Below are 20,053 nucleotides of genomic sequence, written 5' to 3'. Positions count from 1 at the left end.
CTCAGGCAATGTCTCCTGGCTCCCAAGTGGTATAGTCATCTTCTTCGTCATTATTGGAAGAATTATTCGAGTCAGGGCTGCCGCGACCATTGCCAGCATTACCCCCACCCCGGCCATTGAAAATATTACCGACGCCTTTTACCAGGCCACCCAGCAGACTCGATCCCATATCACTTCCCTGGCTCGATTTTGTCGATGTCCCATTCGTTGTTGTCGTACCATTGACCCCCATATATGGCGACAGCAATCCGTTGATTCTGGTAGCCTGGTTCAGCGCATAATCATTCTGATTATTAGCAATGCCATAGGCATTGTTGATCAATGAAGTAACCGCATTAATACCATTAAGTTTGTTTTGGCTATTGAGCTGGTTATTGTTCAGTTGCCACGCAGCGTTTTGCATATTGGCTTGCTGGCGATTACCCAGGTTTGCCATATTGGTCGATTGCATACCCTGATAATTATTCTGGTTAGCTTGTTGCTGGAAACCCGCATTGGCCAGATTGGTTTGCAAGGCAGCGCCAAATAACTGCGACAGCACATTATTCTGCGCTGTCGCATTGAATTGATTATTGTTGTTCGCCATCTGTGCATTGCTGAGATTGACCTGGTTTTTTGCACCTGCATCAAGTCCAGCCACGTTATATTGCTGGCCCGACAGTCCCATGGCAGCATTCAGTTGATTTTGTCTATCCTGGGTATATTGCCCGGATTGTGCGGCAACTGCAGCATCTGTCATGTTTTGCCCGACTTGTGACAGGGCACGACTCATATTGCGCGCCAGGGAATCTGCAGCTTTTCCCTCTGCGATACCCTGACGCGACCCACCATACTGGCCGTTAGCGATAGCGTCACCGCGCAAGGAAGGCAGGATGTCTTCCTTGAACTGTTGCATCGCATCGCTTTGCAGATTCTGGAATTGCGCCGAACTTTGATTTAGGCCCTTTTGAATCGCGCCAGCCAGATAAGTATTATTCCCAAGGTCGCCATAAATCACGTCTTGAAAAGCCCTGCCCAGACCGAGATTATTTTGCCCAGGAGCGTTAATCATGGCCGCAGGGCCCGCTTGTGCCAGGCCAGAAGTTGCCGCCTGATAGCCTTGCGGCATTTGGCTGAAGGCCGCATTCATGGGCATGGTATAAGCACTTTGTGCGGCTTGCATGCTGACAGGGTCATAAGCATTCTTCATCAACCTGAAAGCCGAATCCCTCGCTTCCCCCATGTCCCAGGCAGAATTGGTGCCAAGATAGTTGTCAGCAGCCTGCCCATATAAACGCAGCCCTTCGTTTTGCGGCTTGTCCAGCAAGGCTTGGTACCGCTCAAGCAAGCCTCCACTGGTTTGATAATCTTCGGGTTTGTAAATGGGGTTCCCGTATTCATCTGCCCCTGTTGGTACAGCTCCTTTTTTTAAAACTTTTTCACCCGATCCAAACAAAATGGCAGCGATACGTGGATCAAGCTCTTGTTTGACAATTTGTGTTTGCGAGCCCGAACTACTACCTCCGTCACCTCCGCCACCACTTTTCATGAGGCCACCAACAAAGGCGCTCGCCGCGCCACCTGCTACCGCTGCAAAAGACATTATGATTCCTCCATTTTTTTCAACTCTTTCGTTGAGATAAGATGTTGTCTGGTCTGAAGCTGATCACTCTCTTCCACCAATTCATCTTCTATCTCTTCAATGACAAGCAAATCCGTTTTGCACACTGTTGTCCATATTGTATCTGCGTGCGCATAGCCCACTCGCTTCATGCCAGCCCTGGTAGGCAAAACGCAATATCCACTTAGCCGTCGCATGCCCGTATCGGTTGACACCGAAATATCGCCGCAAACAACATTCAGATGATCTGTTTTGTGCGTAGTACCAACCAGCACCGTGCCGGCTGGTATGTGTATAGTTCGCGCATACATCCCCCCCGACAAACAATGCTCGGTATTCAGATCAATCTGCGGGCCCTGCTTGAGGCAAGTCTCCAGCCTTGCCAGCGCATCAGGCTTTTTCAGTTCTTCCATGACTTATCCTAAAAATACCCAGGTTGAACTTGCGCCTTTGTAGTAATACAAGCCAACGCCAGATCCAGGATTCCACAAACTACCGTCGGCGTAGCGAATGTCACCATCTCTGGGCTTGGCAGGGGCAACTGTGGTTTTGTCTAGATGGCCGACCGATAATCCAGCAATGGCTGTGGCTATTTTCTGAAGTTCAGACGAAAAAAAACGCTGCATTTCAGCAGCGTCATCTGGCAATTTTGATGGCGCATAAGCCACCGTGTTTGAATTACTTGCTCTCACCATGCCCCCATGATATCCACGTCCAGATCAACCGAATCAAGTCGCCATTGAAATGCAGAGCCCGATGCGTAGCGATGCGCGATATAGCGACCACTGGCAAACAGATCAACGGCTACAGTAGAACCTATCGTATACGTTCCTGTGACCCATACTGGCTCATCATAAGGCGTGTCGGCATACCCTACGCTGACCTTGACTGTTTCACCCGCATTACCAACAATGCGTGGGCGCACGCCCTTCACCAGTTTAATGCTTTCAGGAGTATCAAATGACAAACCCCGTCGCTCCAGAAAAGCACTGGGCAAACTGCCGTTGAAGGAAGCGGAGGCATCGAGCATATACAGTTTTTGATCATTCGACGCCATAACGACGCGAGCAGTATCCGGCGTGTAATCGGGGCCACTCCAGAATGTCAGGTCAGAATCCCAGGAGTCAGAATCCTGTGCCCAGGTACCACCAAGATCATTCGATACAGCACCATAACTGGCATGATTCACATTAGGCAAATCGCGAAATGAGACTGTCTTGTCAATAAAATTGTATACCATGGCCTTATCACAGACTGTAGAGCCTATAGATGGATAAGCCAGGTAAATTTCATTCAGAAATGGATTCTTGAATACAAATACATTGCCACGGCTATTGACATCAATATTCTGAAAAAAGAATCTGCGTGTCTGCTTGTCCAGCACCGAGTTTGCTGTTTGCCCATCGTGAACAATGACGTCAGAGCCAGTAACCACGAAATGCCAGCCATCAAACTCAACTGCACAATTACGGTTGAGCATACCGGACATGCCAAGGATTTTGGAAAACCGGAACATCGATTGTCCGCCGACAAAATCCATACGATGGGTCGAATTTTCAGTATAGATGATGAAAGAATCGCGCAAAGGCAAACCATCGACAACTGGACTGTTTGCTTCTGCCAAATCAACTTCACCCGCATCCTTGGTGGCATCGGCAGCGTCCCAGGTTACTGGAAAAGCACCAGGATCAGCCGGATGCGACCATTTCACCAGAAATGGTTTATTCGTGCCGGCAACAGTCAGGTTCATGGCAATCAAAAAATTTTTATACGCCCGTAATGATTTGCAATAGGTGTTTGCAGGCCAGTTAGGTAAATCAACAAATTTATTTGCCATATTCAAGTCCCAGGACATCGGGATTCTTAATGCATCTCCAACATTTACTATTGGCAGACCTGAAAGCAAAGCATGGGTCCATTGATTGATCACACCCGCCCTGGGTGTCGCATGTGTAATATCGGTATGAGTCACGACACCACCAGAATAAGTCACCGCATGTGATTTGGCGGCACTCATGTATACCCAGTAACGGTTGCCCGAAATTGTCACTGGTAGCACATACTGCGGCACGACAGCTGGTGAGTTATATACTTCGCCATGGCCATAAAACTGGTAAGCATAGCCATCCAGAAAGCGAATATTGCGCGCATCTGTCCAGGCATTGACAGGTATTTCATGCTGCGACAAATCCTTGTTGACACCAAATTGCCCCACATTTTGTATTTTAACGAGAGCCATATGCGCTTAGTAAGCCGTAACGGTTTTGAGTATTTGAAGCAACTTGCTGCCCTTGATTTAACAAGCCACGCTGCTGGAAGTTATTTTGAAAATTATTTTGACGGTCATATGTATTTTGTGAATTGTTCCCCATACCATAAGGATTTGGCATATTTTGCTGTCCCCAGTTACTCTGAACAGACTGATTAGGACTTGCCCAATTTACGTTCACTGCACTGTTATATGCCTCAGTTTGCTGAAATGGCTGCAGATTTGGATATGGATTGCTTTGCTGTGGCGACTGGTATGCAGATTGCGACTGTTGCGGTCTTTGCCAGGGCATTTGCTGCACAAAACCTTTATTCGTGACCCATGGATTTTGATTTGAGACACCCTGCATAGTTTTTAAGCCAGTGTCCTGATTGATGTCACCAGGCAGGCGCGGCGCCTCTCCGCGATAGGTATTGACTGGCACATAATCAGGATGAGTTTGCATGTATTGCTGCACTCTTGATTGCGCAGATGCATCACTCAAGTTTTGGCCCGCAAATGGATCGTCAGTAATGCCGCGTAGCGCATTTTGAAAATTCAATTGCTCTTGCGTGGAATTCATTGTGTTTCCAAAGAAATTATCCATCCCGCCAGCCAAATCCATCTGGCGTCTTGTCGCACGCAGAAATTCTGGATCATAGCCAGCGTTGCCAACGCCGTTTTGCGCATAACCCATCTTGTTGGCTATCGAATTATCCTTGGCGTAAGCAGCCATGAAGCCGCCATTTCCGCGCACTTCAGCCAATGGGTCAAAGTCGGGGTTTTTAATCCATGATCCATTTGAATTGATGTATTGTTCATTTGACTGAGGCCTGCCATTTGACAATGTTTGCTGTGCTGGCTGGACTACTTGCGAATTGCCTGTCGTCGTTACGGAAGGGGAGGCCAAATCCCCACTTCCTATTCCCTTGCCATTTACCGCATTTTGAGCTGCAGCAATCAGAAAAGCATTATGAGAGACATCGTATCCTTTATTTTTTATTTCATTATTCCAGTAATCGATACCTGCCTGATCACCTACCTTACCAAAGGGGGCATACCAATTGCTTGCAGTACTTCCTCCAGCATTGTTTTGTATACTATCCGCACCTATGCCCTTACCCATCTGCATGTCTTTGGACGCAGCATTATAAAATGCACGGTGCGCTTCGGCCTCCCCTTTGCTAGCAATTTCCTTGTCCCAGTAGTCCATGCCAGCCTGGTCACCAACTCGTCCAAATGGCGTGTACCAGTCAGCTGACTTGTTTTTGCCGAGCTGATTGGCAGGTTTGGTGGGATCACTACCAATTTCAATGGTATTATTTTGTGCCATGGCAACCCTTATCCTTTCGATTTAGTAAATACCTGACCGTCCCAATGGTCGCCTATCGATACAGTATCGTCACAAGAAATGTAGCCGGCTACCACACCTAGAACGATATTCACTACGATACCATTCTCAATCTCTGAACTTTTCATCATCACCACCAGTAAATAACTACCAAACCATCACCACCTTTTCCGGAAGTACCAGAATCAGTTCCACCTCCGCCACCTGATGGGAAACCACCGTCATATCCATTGAGGCTAGTTGATTGCGCAGAAGCTCCTCCTGAGCCAGCCCCTCCCATCAATGCATGCAATATTCCATTGATGCTATTTGCAATCACTACCCCAGAATATGCTCCAGATTTACCGCCTCGATATTGCGACCAGCCCCCCCCTCCACCGCCGCCAGCAAAAAGACTCGCTCCAGGGGCAAATCCTATATTTGTTGACGAACCAGAGCCACCGCCCCACACTGCATTTCCACCATATCCCGCCGGATCAGCATTTGCACCACCTAAATCGCTAATTGCGTTCCAATTCAAATTAGTAATCAAGCCGTTTGAGGAGCGATTATTTGGGAAGCCGCCTACCCCATCGCTAGTTCCAATGCCGCAAATGCCACCACCACCACCACCACAGTTATTCCCACCTCCTCCCCCACCATATGCTTCGATTAAAAATCCCAATACTAATGAGCCGAAAGCAGATTTCCCCCCCGTATTTCCAACACCTACACCGCCTGTTACTGCTCCTCCCCCAGCTCCTACGATCACTGGAACCACAGTCCCAGGCTTCATCAATTGCGCTGGAATCATAGACCTATGTCTTGCCCCTCCACCGCCGCCAGAAGCATAAGTTGCGATACTTGCACCGCTACCACCGGCACCAAACACATCAACTAAATAATAGTTGGCCATGGGCACTTGAAAATTTCCAGACGCCTTAAATACCTGAAAACCTGCCCCTCGTGGCGCAGCCCCAACAAAACCTGTAAACCCGGTCATAATTAGTAATCCCCTGTATGCACACGTACACGCCAGCCCGCAGCTACCGCAGTCCCAATCGTGGCATACAAGATATATCCTGCTGGAATAGCACGATTAACAGGAATCACAACCTTCGTCTGAGCTGAGATTTCAGTTAAAGTGGTAGCTGGCAAATTCGCTTCTTCCCAAAGTATGTTATTTAAAGCTGCAGTGTTCGTAGAACCATTATTCAGAAATATGCGTAAAACTGACGCTGTATTTGTACCAATTGGAAGTGCCTCGACGCTCTCAACGAATGCGCCATTAACACCCGCAGAGGCAGAAATTTGTGTCACCGTACCTGTGCCATCTTTGGCAGTATTGGCCACAGTAATTACTGGCGGCATCGTCGCCGGAAATTTGGGTGTCAATGGAAATATAGGTTTTTGATTCGCTGCCATGCGGTCTCCTTAAAAATTATTATATAAATACAAATCACTACCGACGGAACCTGCATCCCCCCAAAAAGCGGTAGTGCCATCACTCAAGATGGTCTGGCCTGTTGTCGCAACACTCTGTCCAGGTAAAACTGCAGAAAAAACCAATCCATCTGCATACAGCTTGCTAACCGCATGCATTGCTGAGACCGGAGTAGCAACGCTCAGCACAGCTGTTGAGAAATCATGTGCACCTGCATAGTTTTCTCCCGCTTTATTCGCCTTGCCATTCATACTTGCACCAGTCAATGCGCCACCCACGTCCAAAGAACCACTGACAGTTTGATTACCACTCAACGTCAAATTCCCTGTCAAAGTCTGATTCCCAGTCCTCAACAACATCTCAGACCCGGCAATGATGACGAAATTTGTGCCGTCATACATCAACAGCAGTGGTTGACTGGCGACGATGTCGCCGGCAGTAGGATCCGCACCCAGCAAAGTCTTGACCGGTTTCGCACCCAGACCAGACACATTCACCGTCAAAGTGCCCGTTCCCACATTGACTGGCCGATACAACAGCAACAGCCCTGCGGTGTAAGCCAGCAAGGCAGTAGCAGGGTTCAGGATATGTGCCGCCGCAGTACCTGTTTCTGCTGCAGTAACAATCACCGCACCAGTAAAACCAGCAAAGCATTCCTTCAATACCGTTTTAAGCATGCGGATATGATCATCGCCCTGGGATTTAGGGTCAAATGCCGTAGGATTCGTGATCGTCAGATCATTGATATAGTTTGCAGTTTCCAATGCCATTATTTAGCCCTCACTTGCATGGTTGAACCTGAATACCAGTCTATGGAATTGATGGCATCCACACTTTGCAAATACAGTTTTTCAAAAGTAGGAATGCGCGCATCGTTCATAATAAATGGCTGAGCTGCACATAAAGCAGCGTACAGATATACATTAGGAAAAGCCGTCAATAGCCAGTTCGTCGTATTGATAGTTGTTAGCGCAGGTATGCGCTGCTGATACGTCAGTTCCAGCTGATAAGCTGCATCTGGTACAGGTGCCAGCTGCAGTTGCTGACCAATCACAGAAAATGCCACTGGTTTGCCAGTCGCTGCACTTGCGTGATCAGCACTGAGTTGATCTGGGGCAGCATAACGCAATACTGTTACTGGGTCGCTACGCAAGAGCAACCTTCTCATTTCAAGCATATCAAGCGGCAAGTTCACATATGCATTACCTGCTACCGTCAACAAATTGCTGCGTATATCCATGGGCCGCGCCACGATATCCGAAGACATTTTGGCTTCAGCCAAAGCAATAAAATCGGCAATAAACGGCGTCAGATCAGTACGATGTAACCAACTGCTCACTGCTGTTTGCAAACTTGCATAGTCAGTGATGGCACTCATACCCGGCCTCCCCAGACACGAAAGGCAGACAATGCCGGATCTGCCAGCATGCTCTTTACATGCACGGCTTCCGCCATGAACTCCTGGAAACTGATGCCTTTATCGTTCAGATATTTTTCTACGATCACCATGGGGAAAGACGCTGCATGCCGCATATCAGCCGAACCATGCTTTCCTTCCTTGTGCAGAGCTTGAGTATGCTCAGCAATGGCTGTGCAATCCTGTACACGCTCAAACGTGACATCGCCACCTTCGACATGGATATTGGTCGTGACTGCCATTACATGTTCTCCAGCGGAGAAACCTGCACCACGCCCGCAGCAGCCACCTGTATCGCCGCTATCCTGTCATTGCCATTCACACTCAGGATGACAGCATCACCAGGCTGCACCTGCAAATCTGTGCTCAAGGCAGTTGCGGATGATTTGCCAAGCCGTACACAAGCTGGCGCGGTCGCAGCAATACGGATAAAGCGCGGTAATTCACCGCTGGACATAGTTGGAATAGTTGCAGATGCAGACGTACCCGAAGTGGCGATTGCCACTCCGGTGGTCTGACTCGAAACGGTGATATATCCACCATTCATAAAACCTCCTGCGCTTCACAGCGTTTTAATTCAATTGAAAAAGGCGGGGCTTGCACCCGCCAGCTTTTTTATGAAGTCACAAAATCATGCTGACTACATAATGCGACTTCAAGAATTACAAGACGTCGTAAATCGCACCATGCGCTTTAGGTGCGCGGCACTCCAGCGTGTATTCCACCACCAGTTCGCGCTGCACTGCATCGCCCGTTGTCGCCAGTTCGATAGTGCTGAACGGACGCAGGTAAGCCAGTGCCAGTTTGTCAGCCTGCAAGACAAACACATCACGCGCTGCCTGGAAGCGATTCGGTACCACCTTCAAAGAACCAAAGTCTGATACATACACATCAATCGCCGCATACAGCTTGGCATCTTCCGACTTATCAAAGCGTGTAGCATTGCCAGAAAATGTAGAGAAAGTCTGTTTCTGTGCCGGGCCGACCATGATAGTGTCAGGCTCGCCACCGGCGCTATAACATTTCTGCAAAACATTCTTCAACTGCGCTTCAGTAAATGCACGTGGTGTACCAACTGTGCGGCCAGTATTGCCTGTATAAGATGCCAAAGTACCGGCATTATTATCGACGTTATCAACTACCCAACCGACCAGACCGCGTGCCTGGCGCGGGGAAGTTGCAGCAACATCCAATTGACAAAGGGCCGACTCCATATCACGTTTCAATTCCAGCGAAGCCATGGACAACTGGTAAGCCAGTTCATCCTTACGACCCGCAGGGTTCATCGCTTGTTGAGTACCCGAGACGATGACGGTCTTCGATGCGATCTGAGTACGATTACTCAAACGCACAGTCGGCGTCACGCTCTTGGCCGTGGCATTGTCACCCTCAGCCTGTGCATTGGTGGTGACTGCGCTGGCCAGATCCTGCGTTTGCCATTCATGCAAAGTATTGCTGGCTTTGGCCTTAGCCGCCATGTTCATCAATGGCGTAGTGGTGGGGGAAATGCGATAGATGATATCGCTGAGATCTTCCTTGTTACCAATTGCGCTGGTCGTTACATAAGTATTGCTTGGTGCTGTCATAGATTTCTCCGGGGTCTCGCGACCTTAAATAAATTTTGCAAAAAGGGATGCTGCGTCTTCAACTCTGCCGGATTTGGCAAGACGCTGCATGGCAGCCTGACGACCATCACCGCCGGGTGATTCGCCCACACCCGGCCTGATTACTTTTTGCGGTATGCTCGTCACACGCTTGGCTGCTGCGTTGGCTTTGGCCATCATGGCATCGTAAAGCATAGCCTTACGCCCCAACAGTACAGCCTTATGATCAGCGATACTATCGACTAACTGATGTTCAAACCCCTGCTCCAGTAAATACTGGCGAATAGCCTTACTTTCGGCTTCGGCCTTTCTGCTGTCTTTCCAGTCCGGTAGCTTGGCAAGAAGTTCTTCCTGCTGCGTATGGAGCACAGACTCCAGATGGTTTGCCTGTTCAGCCTGGGTGATATGTGCCAGGCGTTGTTGTTGCTGCATATTTTTCTGATAAGCGGCCTGTCTCCTTTGATAGAGATGCTGCTGTTTCAGATATTCAGCGGGATTATTGTCCAGCAAATGTTCCCAGTCTATCTGCTGTTGCTGGTTCAGGGCGCCTTCGATCTGAGCTGCCATCTTTTGCAGATTGCTGGCATACTCCTGGCGCTCCTGGCTGGCTCTATGGATTTCAGCTTCGGCAGCCTTACGCTGTTCAGCCACTTCCATGGTCTTTCTGGTGTAGTCAGATTGACGCAAGCCATTTTTATAGGCGTCTGCCAGCTCTGCCTTCGATAAATTAACAGTCTTGCCATCTATGACAATGGTGACAGCCTCATCATCTCCGGCATACAAGTCCGGCTCTGCGGCCTCAACGGAGGGTTCGGCAGACAAAGTATCATTCCTGTCTCTCCGGCCACTCAAATCATCCAGCACTTCCCTCTCCAGAGCCTGGGCACTTTTTTCATGTGCCTGCGGTTCAAGAAAAGCGCCCATGGCTTGCGCTGCACCATCTACATTTAAAGCACTACTTGTGGGTTCAGTTACCTGATTATCCATATTCCATCTCCAATCAATGAATGGGACTTACACCCATTCCCGGCGCCTCGCGGCGTTAAGATTTATCCGGCAGAAAAACCGCTACTGCGGCCATCCAGTGTGCCGGACCTGACACTAGATTTTTATTAATTCACCGCTATTCAGTTGGTATGCCGCCTCGCCACATGCCACCCTGACCCAACCCTTGGCTGTCTGTATCATCGCCACCGTGGGATGCGGATGAAAGGCCATGGCAACCGAATCCTTCCAGCCCTTGAAATTCTGTACCGCCTTCACCAATTCTTCAAACGATGCATCAGGCCTTGCTTGTGTTCCACTTCCAGTTGCGCCAGCTTGCCGGTTTCCAGCGTTGTATCGAGCTGGCTTTTGAGTTTCTTCAACATGGCCAGATACATCCAGAGTTTTTCCCGTCCCTCGGCGTCGCGTGCTGGTGAGTTTTTCCATTTTTCCGTGACCTCGTTTTCTATATCGGCAAATGCCTGCTGATAGGCTTCATTCTCCAGCACTTCCCTGGCGCGGCTGGCTGCATGTACGCGTTGCTCAAATGTGCTCATCATTCGCTCCTGTCAATCCATCTGTCATCCCTGCAGTTAAACCGTCCATGCAAGCATCCGGTTGGGCTTTTGGCTGCATCTTCGCTTCTGCCGCAATACGGGCAACCATCATCCTGGTTTCCGCCTCCAGCTGCGCTTTCCAGCGATCAAACTCCATGCGTTGCTGCGCCAGTTGCGCATCCAGTTGTGCTTTATGCTGCCGCTCCTGCATATCATTCTCTGATTGCGCTAGTTGCTTTTGTGCTTCCAGTTGCAGTTCACGCTCACGCAGCATGGCTTCCTGTTGCAATTCGCGTTCGCGCATTTGCATGTCCATCATGTGCTTTTCTTTACTCGCCTGCATTTGCATTTGTGTCTTTTGCTGCTCGGCCTGCATCTGCATTTGCACAGGATCAGGCGGTGGTGGTGCTGGTGGTGCTGGTGGATTTTTAGCAGGGTCGCTAAAAAACTTGTCGCCATTCTTAAATCCCAGCAAACGCGCCAGCTCAGAACTGGATTGATAAATCCCTTGCGGATTCGCTATCCCCAAAGGAAAAACCTTTTCCTGCTGCGCCAGCAAGGCCATCAGATGATTCACCTTCTGGTCTTTGTTACCCAGACCGATGCCGACATTGATACTCACATCAAACTGATTGCGCCATTCGCGCGGATCAATATCCACCCAGCCATTTGACAGCCTGACTTGCGCTTTCTTGTCCTGATGCTGGCATATCAATTTCAACACCAGCTTGAACAACTCTGTAAAGCCTTCAGCAAAATTGCGCGAGATTAAATCCAGACGCATATCTGCCTTGTTGGTGATGATATTCATGCCCTGCGCAGTCTGGTTCAAGCCATCAGAGTCATTGCCCTGGCTATAGCGAGTCCAGCCCGTCTTGTTTTCCAGGTCTTGCTGTATATAGTCGAGCAAACCCATAGCTTCACCCGTATTACCCTGTGCCTGATCCAGCCTGCCCACCGCACCGGGCTGCTTGATACGTACCACGCCGCCAGGGCGTGAAGTCAGCAAATCATCCAGATTCACCTGGCCCTCAACTGCGTAATAGCGACCATTGACATTCAAATACAGATTATCGAGCTGGCTGCGCAAGATGCTGGTCTTGGTCTTCTGGCTTTCCATCGCCAGATCGGCAATCGACAGTCCAAAGAAGGTATGCGGCAATGGTACAGGCGTGATATCAACAAAGGGGATGAAATCTACCTCTTCATTGTCGAGCAACTCATTACCAGCTACCGTCACCTTGCGCAATTCACTGATGCCATCACCGTCAAAATCACAACGTACATAAGCTTCTGTAATCCATATCTTGCGTTGGCTGTCGTCGGCATTCGTGACCTCATCCGACAGATAGGCATTTTCATCATTCCAGCTCAGTCGCTGTATACGTTCAAGATTCAAGGCTTGCCCCTGATCTTCGCCACTGATATTGTCCACGTTCTTGTAACCCATGGATTTCAGCTCAGAGACTGTCCGTTGCACTCGGTGCCCGACAAACTTGGCTGTCTGTATATCCTTGGCATTGCGTGCAATCAGAAATTCTTCAGGTGGCACATTGTCTATTTGTATCTTGCCGCCAGTCTTCACGCGCTTGCAAGTAATGTCATACAACAGTTCAGGTGGCTGTGACTGGATTTGCTGCAACTGCGCTTGCAGCTGTTGCACCGCTGGATTAGCTTGCGGATTTGCTGGCGGCATATTTGGCTGGCCGGGCAGCGGAGGATTCGCCTGTGGTGCTTGAGGGCCTTGAGGTGTCTGCATCGCCTGCTGCATTTGCTGACTGATTTGCAGGTTGATCTGTTCGACTGCCTGCTGTCGCTGTTTGGCGTCATCCTCATCCGGATAAGCCTGCTGGGCAATCACTTCAATTTCCGGGTCATCCAGAATTTGCGCCAACTCTATCTGGTTCAAACCATTGTATTCTTCCTTGGCTTCTTCAAAGCGGGTATCCCACCACACCTTGACGATGCCATTTTTTTGCAACAGGGCATCCTTCATCCACACATAAGCTATCTTGTGACCATTGTTCTTTTTAAAGAACAGGTAATTGATGTATTCCGTCGCAGCCTTGGCCCTGGCTTCATCGTCCGGGTTTTGCGGTTCAAACTCGACAATCGAATCGCCACCGCAAAACGTCAGCATCAATTGCGGCAACATAGACTCTATGGTGTCACGGACATCGGTAGATACTACCGACGAACGGCCATCCACTTCTGGTGGCGACAAATCACCCACCGCCAGACCCAGATAATAATATTCCGCCTTTTGCCTCGCTTGTGACAAACGCGAAGATGAATAACCCAGGCTCTGGCGCATTTCTGTCTGCACCAGTGCTTTCAATTCGTCTTGAGATAAAGCTTTAGCCATTCCATCCTCTATGCATAAGTAAATTTAGGGTAAGTCAGTTTACCGCCCCATTCTTCGTTCGACATCGCCTCTGCATTGATGCAGATATAGCGCAGGTTGTCTGCACCATGGCTGAACTCATCATGTAAGGGCGCGCCAGCTTCATTTGTGCTTTGATTAATCACACGGCGATAACGCTTTACGCATTCAATCAGGCGCGCAGTTTTGTCCGCATCAAACCACAGGCGTCCAAATGTCATGCGCGTCAGGCGTATGCCATCTTCCACACTCATGCTCGGCGTGATCGCCACATCCCAGCCCAGGGCTGTCATGATTTCTTCCGCGCTCTTGCCGGTTTTGAAGTCCTTGTTGCGACCATCGTGAGGTAAAAATAATTTCCCCCAGTTCATATTCTTTTGTTTCAACAAGGCCGAGTAATAATCCAGCGTCTGATGGCTGTCTTCCAGATATTCAATTACCCGCAATTCCGAACTTTGTCTTTGCACCAGGCTGATCGCCATCGCATCATTCCAACCCAGATCAACCACCACATGCACTTTCAGCAGGGGGTCATACGGCACATGACAAATCCTGCCCTGTGCGCCAGCCACTTCGTGGTAATAAATCGCGCCACTGACTGCCGGTTTGCATTCACCATCCCAGATATTTTTATAAGCTTCAGGCTCGCGCTGCATGCAGGTTTGTCTTTCTCTTTCCAGCACCTCAGGGAACCAGGGGTTATCACGCCAGTTCATCAAGATAGAGACACAATCATGCGGTGGTCTTGCGACAAAACGCTGATGGGTAGGATCAGTTTCCAGCTCCGGGTTATAAGTCACCCAGATTTCTGAGCCTGCTGTGCGTATTGTCGGTATCAAAATACTCCATGACCTGTCTGACACACTCTGGCCTTCTTCTATCCACACCTTGGTGCAACCTTCAAAAGACTTGATACTGTCAGCCGTCTGGTCAGACAAACCACTGAAATAAAAACGCGTGCCATTCATGCCGCGAATTTCTGATTCATACACTTGGTAGAAATGACTCAAGCCTAGCGCTGCAATCTGGTCACGCAAGAGTTGGTGCACAGATTGCTTGATCGACTTCTGCAACTCACGTGCGCATAAAATCCGCTCCACATTCTGAACACCCAGCAACAACAAGGCGCGGGCAAAGCCCCAGGACTTGCCACTGCCGCGCCCACCACGCGCCACCTTGTAACGCGCTGGCTGGAATAGAAATTCCAGTTTTTCAGGAAACTCACATTCAATCTGCATTCGGCTTGACCAGTTTGATGGCGATATCGCTAATCAGATGTTCGCCGTTTTCACCTGCACCATTCACTTGCAGGGGTAAAATCTTCAGATACAACACTGTCCAAAAGGCTTTTTCATTGGTCGGGTCTTCCCTTGCCCATTGCGCCAGGCGCAAAGCGCCGCCCAGTTCTTCACCCGCTTTGGCAATCGCATCCCTGACAGTCAATGTAGATTGACTGACTGCTTTCTTTGGTCGCCCGCGTGTCTTGGCAGCAGGCTTGGCCGTCACCTCAGATGCAACAGCAGCCCTCACAATTTTGCTTTCACTCATTTATTTTCAGGATGCCTTGCGGCTTGTCCTGCTCCAGGGTTATCGGCATTGGCCCGTCCGGGAATCATGGGCAGCGCAACTGCACAGTCTGCATAGACTGCAATTGCAGGCGCACATTCCCATGATTCCCATCAACGCCCAAAAAGATTTACCTGTCTGCTGCTTCGCGTTCAGTATGGTCAGCACTATGTGATAGGGTGATACGCTTGCAATCACAAACAGGTAAAAGCATGTGCGCCAGCACAAGCATGTCGTACGGCGCGATTCTGTCAATTTTCTGCAATCGTCAACAAGATTCATCAGCAAAATTTGCGAACAAAAATTCGTGAACAAAACGCAGAAAACAAAAAGCCCCGCTGCTTTACAGTAGCGGGGCCAGATCAACTCTAACAAATCAAATTCTTCAGGACGCAAATCGTCCTGAATAGAACTATATACTGATTGTATAATCAGTGCAAATTTTTCTTAAGCTCAAGCATTCACAGAAAAACTCTCTGAAAACACAGCGCAAAAGTTTAAGAAAAATCCGTCAACTCAAAACCAAAAACCCCGCTTTTTTCAAAGCAGGGTTCGTGGTTTTTATCTGAGGGATACAACAATATGGCAACAGGACGCAGCTCGCCCTGAACAACACTATATACTGATTATTTAATCAGTGCAAATTTTTCTTATTAAATTAAATTACGCAAACGCAGCAAGAAAACAACATCTGAATTCAGCCCGGCACACGCATTAACAAAAATAAAATAATCAATAAAAACAAGACTTTAAAAACAAAAAACCCCACTTTTCACAAAGCAGGGTCCGTTGTTTTTATCTGAGGGATACTACAGTAAGGCAATAGTGCGCAACTCTCCCTGAACAACACTATACACTGATTATTTAATCAGTACAAATTTTTCTTAAGTTTATTTTTCATGCCTATTCTCTCTATAAAAACAACTGGTGACGCAAGGAACCAAACCTGATTGGGCACACAAGCAAGCACGCAGACAAAGCGCAAATTCGTTCAGATGAATAAAATCACAATGACTTGCTTTCGGTCATATAATTATTCAAAGCAAATTTTTCGCTGTGAGGTGTTCACCATGGGGAGCCAGGTATTTTGCCCACATCGTCCTTGAACAATGTCTCCTCTCTGCTCGTGAGGAATCTGCTACTGGCCTTCGTCTATATCCTGTTTGGACGTATCGCCCTGCTGCTCGCGATTCCTCCCGGCTATGCCATTGCCGTCTTCCCACCGGCGGGCGTGGCAGTGATTGCCGTGTTAACGGGGGGATACCGTCTGCTGCCTGGCGTAGCGCTGGGTTCATGCATCTTCAATCTGTGGATAGGCTGGGAAAGCCAGGGGCAATTAACGCTTACAAATAGCGGCCTGGCCCTGCTGGTTGCCGCTGGCGCCATGCTGCAGGCCATGAGTAGCGTTTATCTGCTGAAACGCTTTGTTGGCTATCCCGCTGCGCTTGATGACGAACGCCACGTTGCCCTCTTCCTGTTGCTGGCTGGACCAGTTGGTTGTCTCGTCAATGCCAGTGTCGGCATCTTTTCCCTGTTCACCCTGGGTCTGCTGCCAGTCGCAGACATGTTTGGCAACTGGCTTACATGGTGGGTCGGCGACATTCTTGGCGTTCTCATTGTCGCCCCATTGGTGATGATACTGGCGGGCCATCCGCGCACTATCTGGAAGTCGCGCGGTCTTAATGTAGGCGTGCCTTTGTTGCTGACACTATCGGTCGTTGTCTCTGTCTTTCTGTATGTACGCGAATCAGAATCCGACCGGCAAAAACAGGAATTCGACACCGAGGCCGGCCGCATGGTACAAGCCATACAGCAACGCTTCGATTTGCAGAGTGAATTACTGCGCAATCTGGAACGCTTCTTTGCCAGCACCGATCATGTCTCCAGAACAGATTTCCAAAGCTTTGTTGGCTCAACACTGCAAAGAGAAAGCACTATCATCGCAGTCGATTGGGCCCCTCTGGTCATGCACAGCGACAGAGCAAGTTTTGAGACCAGGCTGAGAAAAGAAAGCGATACCTCCTTCATTATCAAACAACGCAGCGATCAAGGGCCGCTCGCACCTGCCAGTGCGCGTGAATTTTATCTGCCTGTTGAATTTGTCGAACCTTACCTGGCCAACAAACCGGCCCTTGGTTTTGACCTGTTTTCTGAACCAGGCCGACGGGTCGCCATAGAAAGAGCACGCGACACCGGCCAAATGAGTACCAGCCCCCCAGTCAGCATCATCAATACAGACAGGGCAAAAAATGTCACTGGCAGCCTGATTTTTGCACCTGTGTATACCCGCCATCTGCCCATCTCCACGATGGAACAAAGACGTGCGGCATTTCGCGGCGTTGTGCTCAGCGTCTTGCAGGTAGATGACCTGATACGGCATGTATTCAGCGAGGATATACGCGAGCAGATTCAGTTCCGCCTGCGCGACCTCAACAGCGCCACCGGCAAGGGCGATGTCTATGACACTCTGGAAAAGAATCAGACAAGCACATCATTTCGCAGCATCATCCTGTTCGGCGACCATGAATTTGAATTCAGCGCCCAACCTTCTCCCGCCTACTGGCAACTGCACCACTCCTGGTCAGCCTGGGCCACCCTGATAGGCGGCCTGTTCTTTACCAGCCTTGTCAGCGTGTATCTACTGGTCGTCAGCGGCAATGCCTATCATATCGAACATAAGGTCACACAACGCACGCTGGAGCTGGAGGCCAGCAAAGAAGAGTTAATACGCAGTGGCCTGCTCTTGCAAACCGTCATGGAAGGGACCGAATCCTATATCCATGTGCGCGACCTTGATGGCCGCTACCTCTACATCAACAAGGAATATGAAACTGTTTTCCAGATGATGCGCGAGCAATTGATAGGCCAGACCATAGAAGACGTTTTTCCGCCTGATCTCGCCAGAAAATACCGCAGCGCCGAACAAACCGTCATCGCCACCAAGACAGCTTTGCGTACTGAAGCAATGGTGCAGCAAAAAGACGGCATGCACACCTACCTGGTCGTGCGCTCCCCGCTCATCAATGCCGATGGCGAAGTCTTTGGTGCCTGTGGCGTAGGTACCGACATCACCCAACGCAAAAAAGATGAAGTAGCCCAATATGAAAACCTCATGCTGCTCCAGGCAGTCATGGACAGTACCGCTTCAGCAGTCTGCCTGCGCGACAAAAATGGCAACTACCTTTATGCCAACAAAGAATATGACAGGCTCTTCAAGCCTGCCAACATCACCAGCCTGATCGGCACCAGCGTCTATTATCTGTTCTCGCGCGACAAGGCAGAGCAATACATGCGCCTGTCAGAAGAAGTCGTCAGGCAGGGAACCACATACCGCACAGAAGTCGCTGTCACTGCTGGTGGCATCAACACTACCCACATCCTCATGCTCACTCCCTTGCGCAATGAGTCGGGTGAAATTTATGGTGTCTGCACGGTCGGTACCGACATCAGCCAGCGCAAACAGTCAGAAGAAGCCATTCTTGCCCTGAACTCCCAGTTGGCCGCCACCACAGCCCTGCAAAACGCCATACTCGACAGCGCCAATTTCTCTATCATTGCCACTGACACTGCTGGCCTCATACAAGTCTGGAGCAAGGGCGCAGAACTCATGCTCGGCTACACAGCAGCAGAAATGATAGGCCTGCAAACCCCGCTGTGCCTGCATGAAGCTGCCGAACTAAACAGCCGCGCCGCCAGGCTCAGTCAGGAATTTGATACTCCCGTAACCGCCGGGTTTGCTGTATTTGCCCTGCGCGCCTTACATGGCATGGCCGATGAAAGCGAATGGACATACAAGCGTAAAGACGGTAGCCACCTGCCCGTCATGCTCTCAGTCACCGCTCTCAAAGACAGCGAGGGAGAGATATCCGGTTTCCTCAATATTGCCTACGACATCACCGAGCGCAAAAAAGTCGAGATCATGAAAAATGAATTCATCTCTACCGTCTCGCACGAATTGCGCACCCCACTGACCTCCATACGCGGCGCACTGGGTTTGCTGATGGGCGGCGCACTCGGTAAAATGCCAGAGAGTGCAGAAAAAATCCTTGACATCGCCACCAAGAATTGCCAACGTCTGGTCAGGATGATCAATGACATTCTCGATGTAGAAAAAATTGAATCGGGCAAGATGGAATTCAATTTCGCCCAGGTACATTTGATTCCTGTGCTGGAGCAAGCCATTGCTGCCACGGTTTCTTATGCAGAACAGCACCAGGTCAATCTCAGGCTGCAGACAGAAATCAAAGACGACATCGTCAGGATAGACACAGACCGTATCACCCAGGTCCTCATCAACCTTCTCTCGAATGCCGCCAAGTTTTCCCCTCAAGGTGCCACTGTCGATGTGCTGCTGACATACCAATCAGGTCATATGCGCGTCGCCATCATCGACCAGGGCATAGGCATAGCCGACGAATTCCGTGAGCGCATTTTCCAAAAATTTGCTCAAGCAATATCGTCCGACTTCAACAAAAAAAGCGGCACTGGTCTGGGCCTGAGTATTTCCAAAGCCATCGTCGAACACCATGGCGGGCAAATTGGTTTTACCAGCGTCATCGGCCAAGGTAGTGAATTTTTCTTTACCCTGCCCGTTGATATCGAAGCTGCAAGTCGACAAAAAGTAAATCTAGCCTGAAAAAATATCGCCCCGACGGCTGCCCCAAATAAGGCTTGAGCATCGCAATAAATTTACAAGGCGTTGCATAACCCAAGGTATCGGCAACTGTGGCTACTGCATCGCCAGCAGCAAGGTGTTCCAACTCGTACAAAAGTTGCTCCTGCTGACGTCACTGTTCTGGTCAGAACAAATAAGCACACCGAGCTTATTATTTACTCACGTACCGACTATCAAGCAACATTATCAATATAAAAGTGTCAGCACCTGGTGACAGTCAAAAATGACACAGTGATTCGACATGA

The 20,053-nt window shown here is 49.5% G+C and carries 19 protein-coding genes; 1 reads left to right on the top strand and 18 read right to left on the bottom strand.

Features of this window, described 5'->3' with window-relative positions; all coding sequences use genetic code 11:
- Position 1: 1 nt before the first annotated feature.
- The 18 genes from ACO0LI_RS24265 to ACO0LI_RS24180 form a co-directional block, all read right to left on the bottom strand.
- Positions 2–1,582, bottom strand: coding sequence for a hypothetical protein (locus ACO0LI_RS24265; RefSeq protein ID WP_423035884.1), 1,581 nt, complete (start codon positions 1,580–1,582; stop codon positions 2–4).
- Positions 1,582–2,013, bottom strand: coding sequence for a hypothetical protein (locus tag ACO0LI_RS24260; protein WP_423035882.1), 432 nt, complete (start codon positions 2,011–2,013; stop codon positions 1,582–1,584). Before ACO0LI_RS24260 ends, ACO0LI_RS24265 begins: the two co-directional genes overlap by 1 nt.
- A gap of 3 nt (positions 2,014–2,016) precedes the next feature.
- Complete coding sequence (locus tag ACO0LI_RS24255; protein ID WP_423035880.1) at positions 2,017–2,295, bottom strand: hypothetical protein; 279 nt, start codon at positions 2,293–2,295, stop codon at positions 2,017–2,019.
- Entirely contained in the window at positions 2,289–3,839 is a 1,551-nt protein-coding gene (locus ACO0LI_RS24250) for a hypothetical protein (protein WP_423035878.1), read from the bottom strand. The genes ACO0LI_RS24255 and ACO0LI_RS24250 overlap by 7 nt, the downstream gene beginning before the upstream one ends.
- On the bottom strand, positions 3,826–5,181 hold the full coding sequence (locus ACO0LI_RS24245; RefSeq protein WP_422953801.1) for a hypothetical protein: 1,356 nt from the start codon (positions 5,179–5,181) through the stop codon (positions 3,826–3,828). The genes ACO0LI_RS24250 and ACO0LI_RS24245 overlap by 14 nt, the downstream gene beginning before the upstream one ends.
- A gap of 148 nt (positions 5,182–5,329) precedes the next feature.
- Positions 5,330–6,181: a hypothetical protein gene (locus ACO0LI_RS24240; RefSeq protein WP_423035876.1), complete on the bottom strand. Its 852-nt coding sequence runs from the start codon at positions 6,179–6,181 to the stop codon at positions 5,330–5,332.
- A 2-nt stretch (positions 6,182–6,183) separates the two neighbouring features.
- Positions 6,184–6,603 carry a hypothetical protein gene (locus ACO0LI_RS24235; protein WP_422953803.1) on the bottom strand — a complete coding sequence of 140 codons (420 nt, stop codon included), beginning with the start codon at positions 6,601–6,603 and terminating at the stop codon, positions 6,184–6,186.
- Positions 6,604–6,612: 9 nt separating this feature from the next.
- Positions 6,613–7,392, bottom strand: a complete 780-nt coding sequence (locus tag ACO0LI_RS24230) for a hypothetical protein (RefSeq protein ID WP_422953804.1) — start codon at positions 7,390–7,392, stop codon at positions 6,613–6,615.
- Positions 7,392–8,000, bottom strand: coding sequence for a phage adaptor protein (locus ACO0LI_RS24225; RefSeq protein ID WP_422953805.1), 609 nt, complete (start codon positions 7,998–8,000; stop codon positions 7,392–7,394). The genes ACO0LI_RS24230 and ACO0LI_RS24225 overlap by 1 nt, the downstream gene beginning before the upstream one ends.
- Positions 7,997–8,281, bottom strand: a complete 285-nt coding sequence (locus ACO0LI_RS24220; RefSeq protein WP_162059863.1) for a hypothetical protein — start codon at positions 8,279–8,281, stop codon at positions 7,997–7,999. Before ACO0LI_RS24220 ends, ACO0LI_RS24225 begins: the two co-directional genes overlap by 4 nt.
- Positions 8,281–8,586 carry a hypothetical protein gene (locus ACO0LI_RS24215; RefSeq protein WP_162042374.1) on the bottom strand — a complete coding sequence of 102 codons (306 nt, stop codon included), beginning with the start codon at positions 8,584–8,586 and terminating at the stop codon, positions 8,281–8,283. Before ACO0LI_RS24215 ends, ACO0LI_RS24220 begins: the two co-directional genes overlap by 1 nt.
- 115 nt (positions 8,587–8,701) lie before the next feature.
- Positions 8,702–9,625 (bottom strand): DUF5309 domain-containing protein, encoded by a 924-nt coding sequence (locus ACO0LI_RS24210; RefSeq protein WP_110256865.1) that lies wholly within the window; start codon positions 9,623–9,625, stop codon positions 8,702–8,704.
- 24 nt (positions 9,626–9,649) lie between these two features.
- Positions 9,650–10,630, bottom strand: a complete 981-nt coding sequence (locus ACO0LI_RS24205; RefSeq protein WP_422953807.1) for a hypothetical protein — start codon at positions 10,628–10,630, stop codon at positions 9,650–9,652.
- Between the two features lie 114 nt (positions 10,631–10,744).
- Positions 10,745–10,906: a hypothetical protein gene (locus tag ACO0LI_RS24200; protein ID WP_422953808.1), complete on the bottom strand. Its 162-nt coding sequence runs from the start codon at positions 10,904–10,906 to the stop codon at positions 10,745–10,747.
- Entirely contained in the window at positions 10,903–11,184 is a 282-nt protein-coding gene (locus ACO0LI_RS24195) for a hypothetical protein (protein ID WP_110256864.1), read from the bottom strand. Before ACO0LI_RS24195 ends, ACO0LI_RS24200 begins: the two co-directional genes overlap by 4 nt.
- Entirely contained in the window at positions 11,171–13,549 is a 2,379-nt protein-coding gene (locus ACO0LI_RS24190; protein ID WP_423035875.1) for a portal protein, read from the bottom strand. Before ACO0LI_RS24190 ends, ACO0LI_RS24195 begins: the two co-directional genes overlap by 14 nt.
- A gap of 8 nt (positions 13,550–13,557) precedes the next feature.
- On the bottom strand, positions 13,558–14,805 hold the full coding sequence (locus ACO0LI_RS24185) for a PBSX family phage terminase large subunit (protein ID WP_423035873.1): 1,248 nt from the start codon (positions 14,803–14,805) through the stop codon (positions 13,558–13,560).
- Entirely contained in the window at positions 14,795–15,115 is a 321-nt protein-coding gene (locus tag ACO0LI_RS24180; protein WP_422953812.1) for a hypothetical protein, read from the bottom strand. Before ACO0LI_RS24180 ends, ACO0LI_RS24185 begins: the two co-directional genes overlap by 11 nt.
- A 1,105-nt stretch (positions 15,116–16,220) precedes the next feature.
- Between ACO0LI_RS24180 and ACO0LI_RS24175 the strand changes: the two genes are divergently transcribed.
- Positions 16,221–19,769 carry a CHASE domain-containing protein gene (locus ACO0LI_RS24175; RefSeq protein WP_423035871.1) on the top strand — a complete coding sequence of 1,183 codons (3,549 nt, stop codon included), beginning with the start codon at positions 16,221–16,223 and terminating at the stop codon, positions 19,767–19,769.
- The last annotated feature ends 284 nt before the right edge of the window (positions 19,770–20,053 follow it).

The organism is Undibacterium sp. Tian12W (genome assembly GCF_049339405.1).
Taxonomy (GTDB): Bacteria; Pseudomonadota; Gammaproteobacteria; order Burkholderiales; family Burkholderiaceae_D; genus Undibacterium.
Note: the sequence above shows the minus strand (reverse complement) of the source record. Positions and strands in the feature narration are given on the sequence as shown.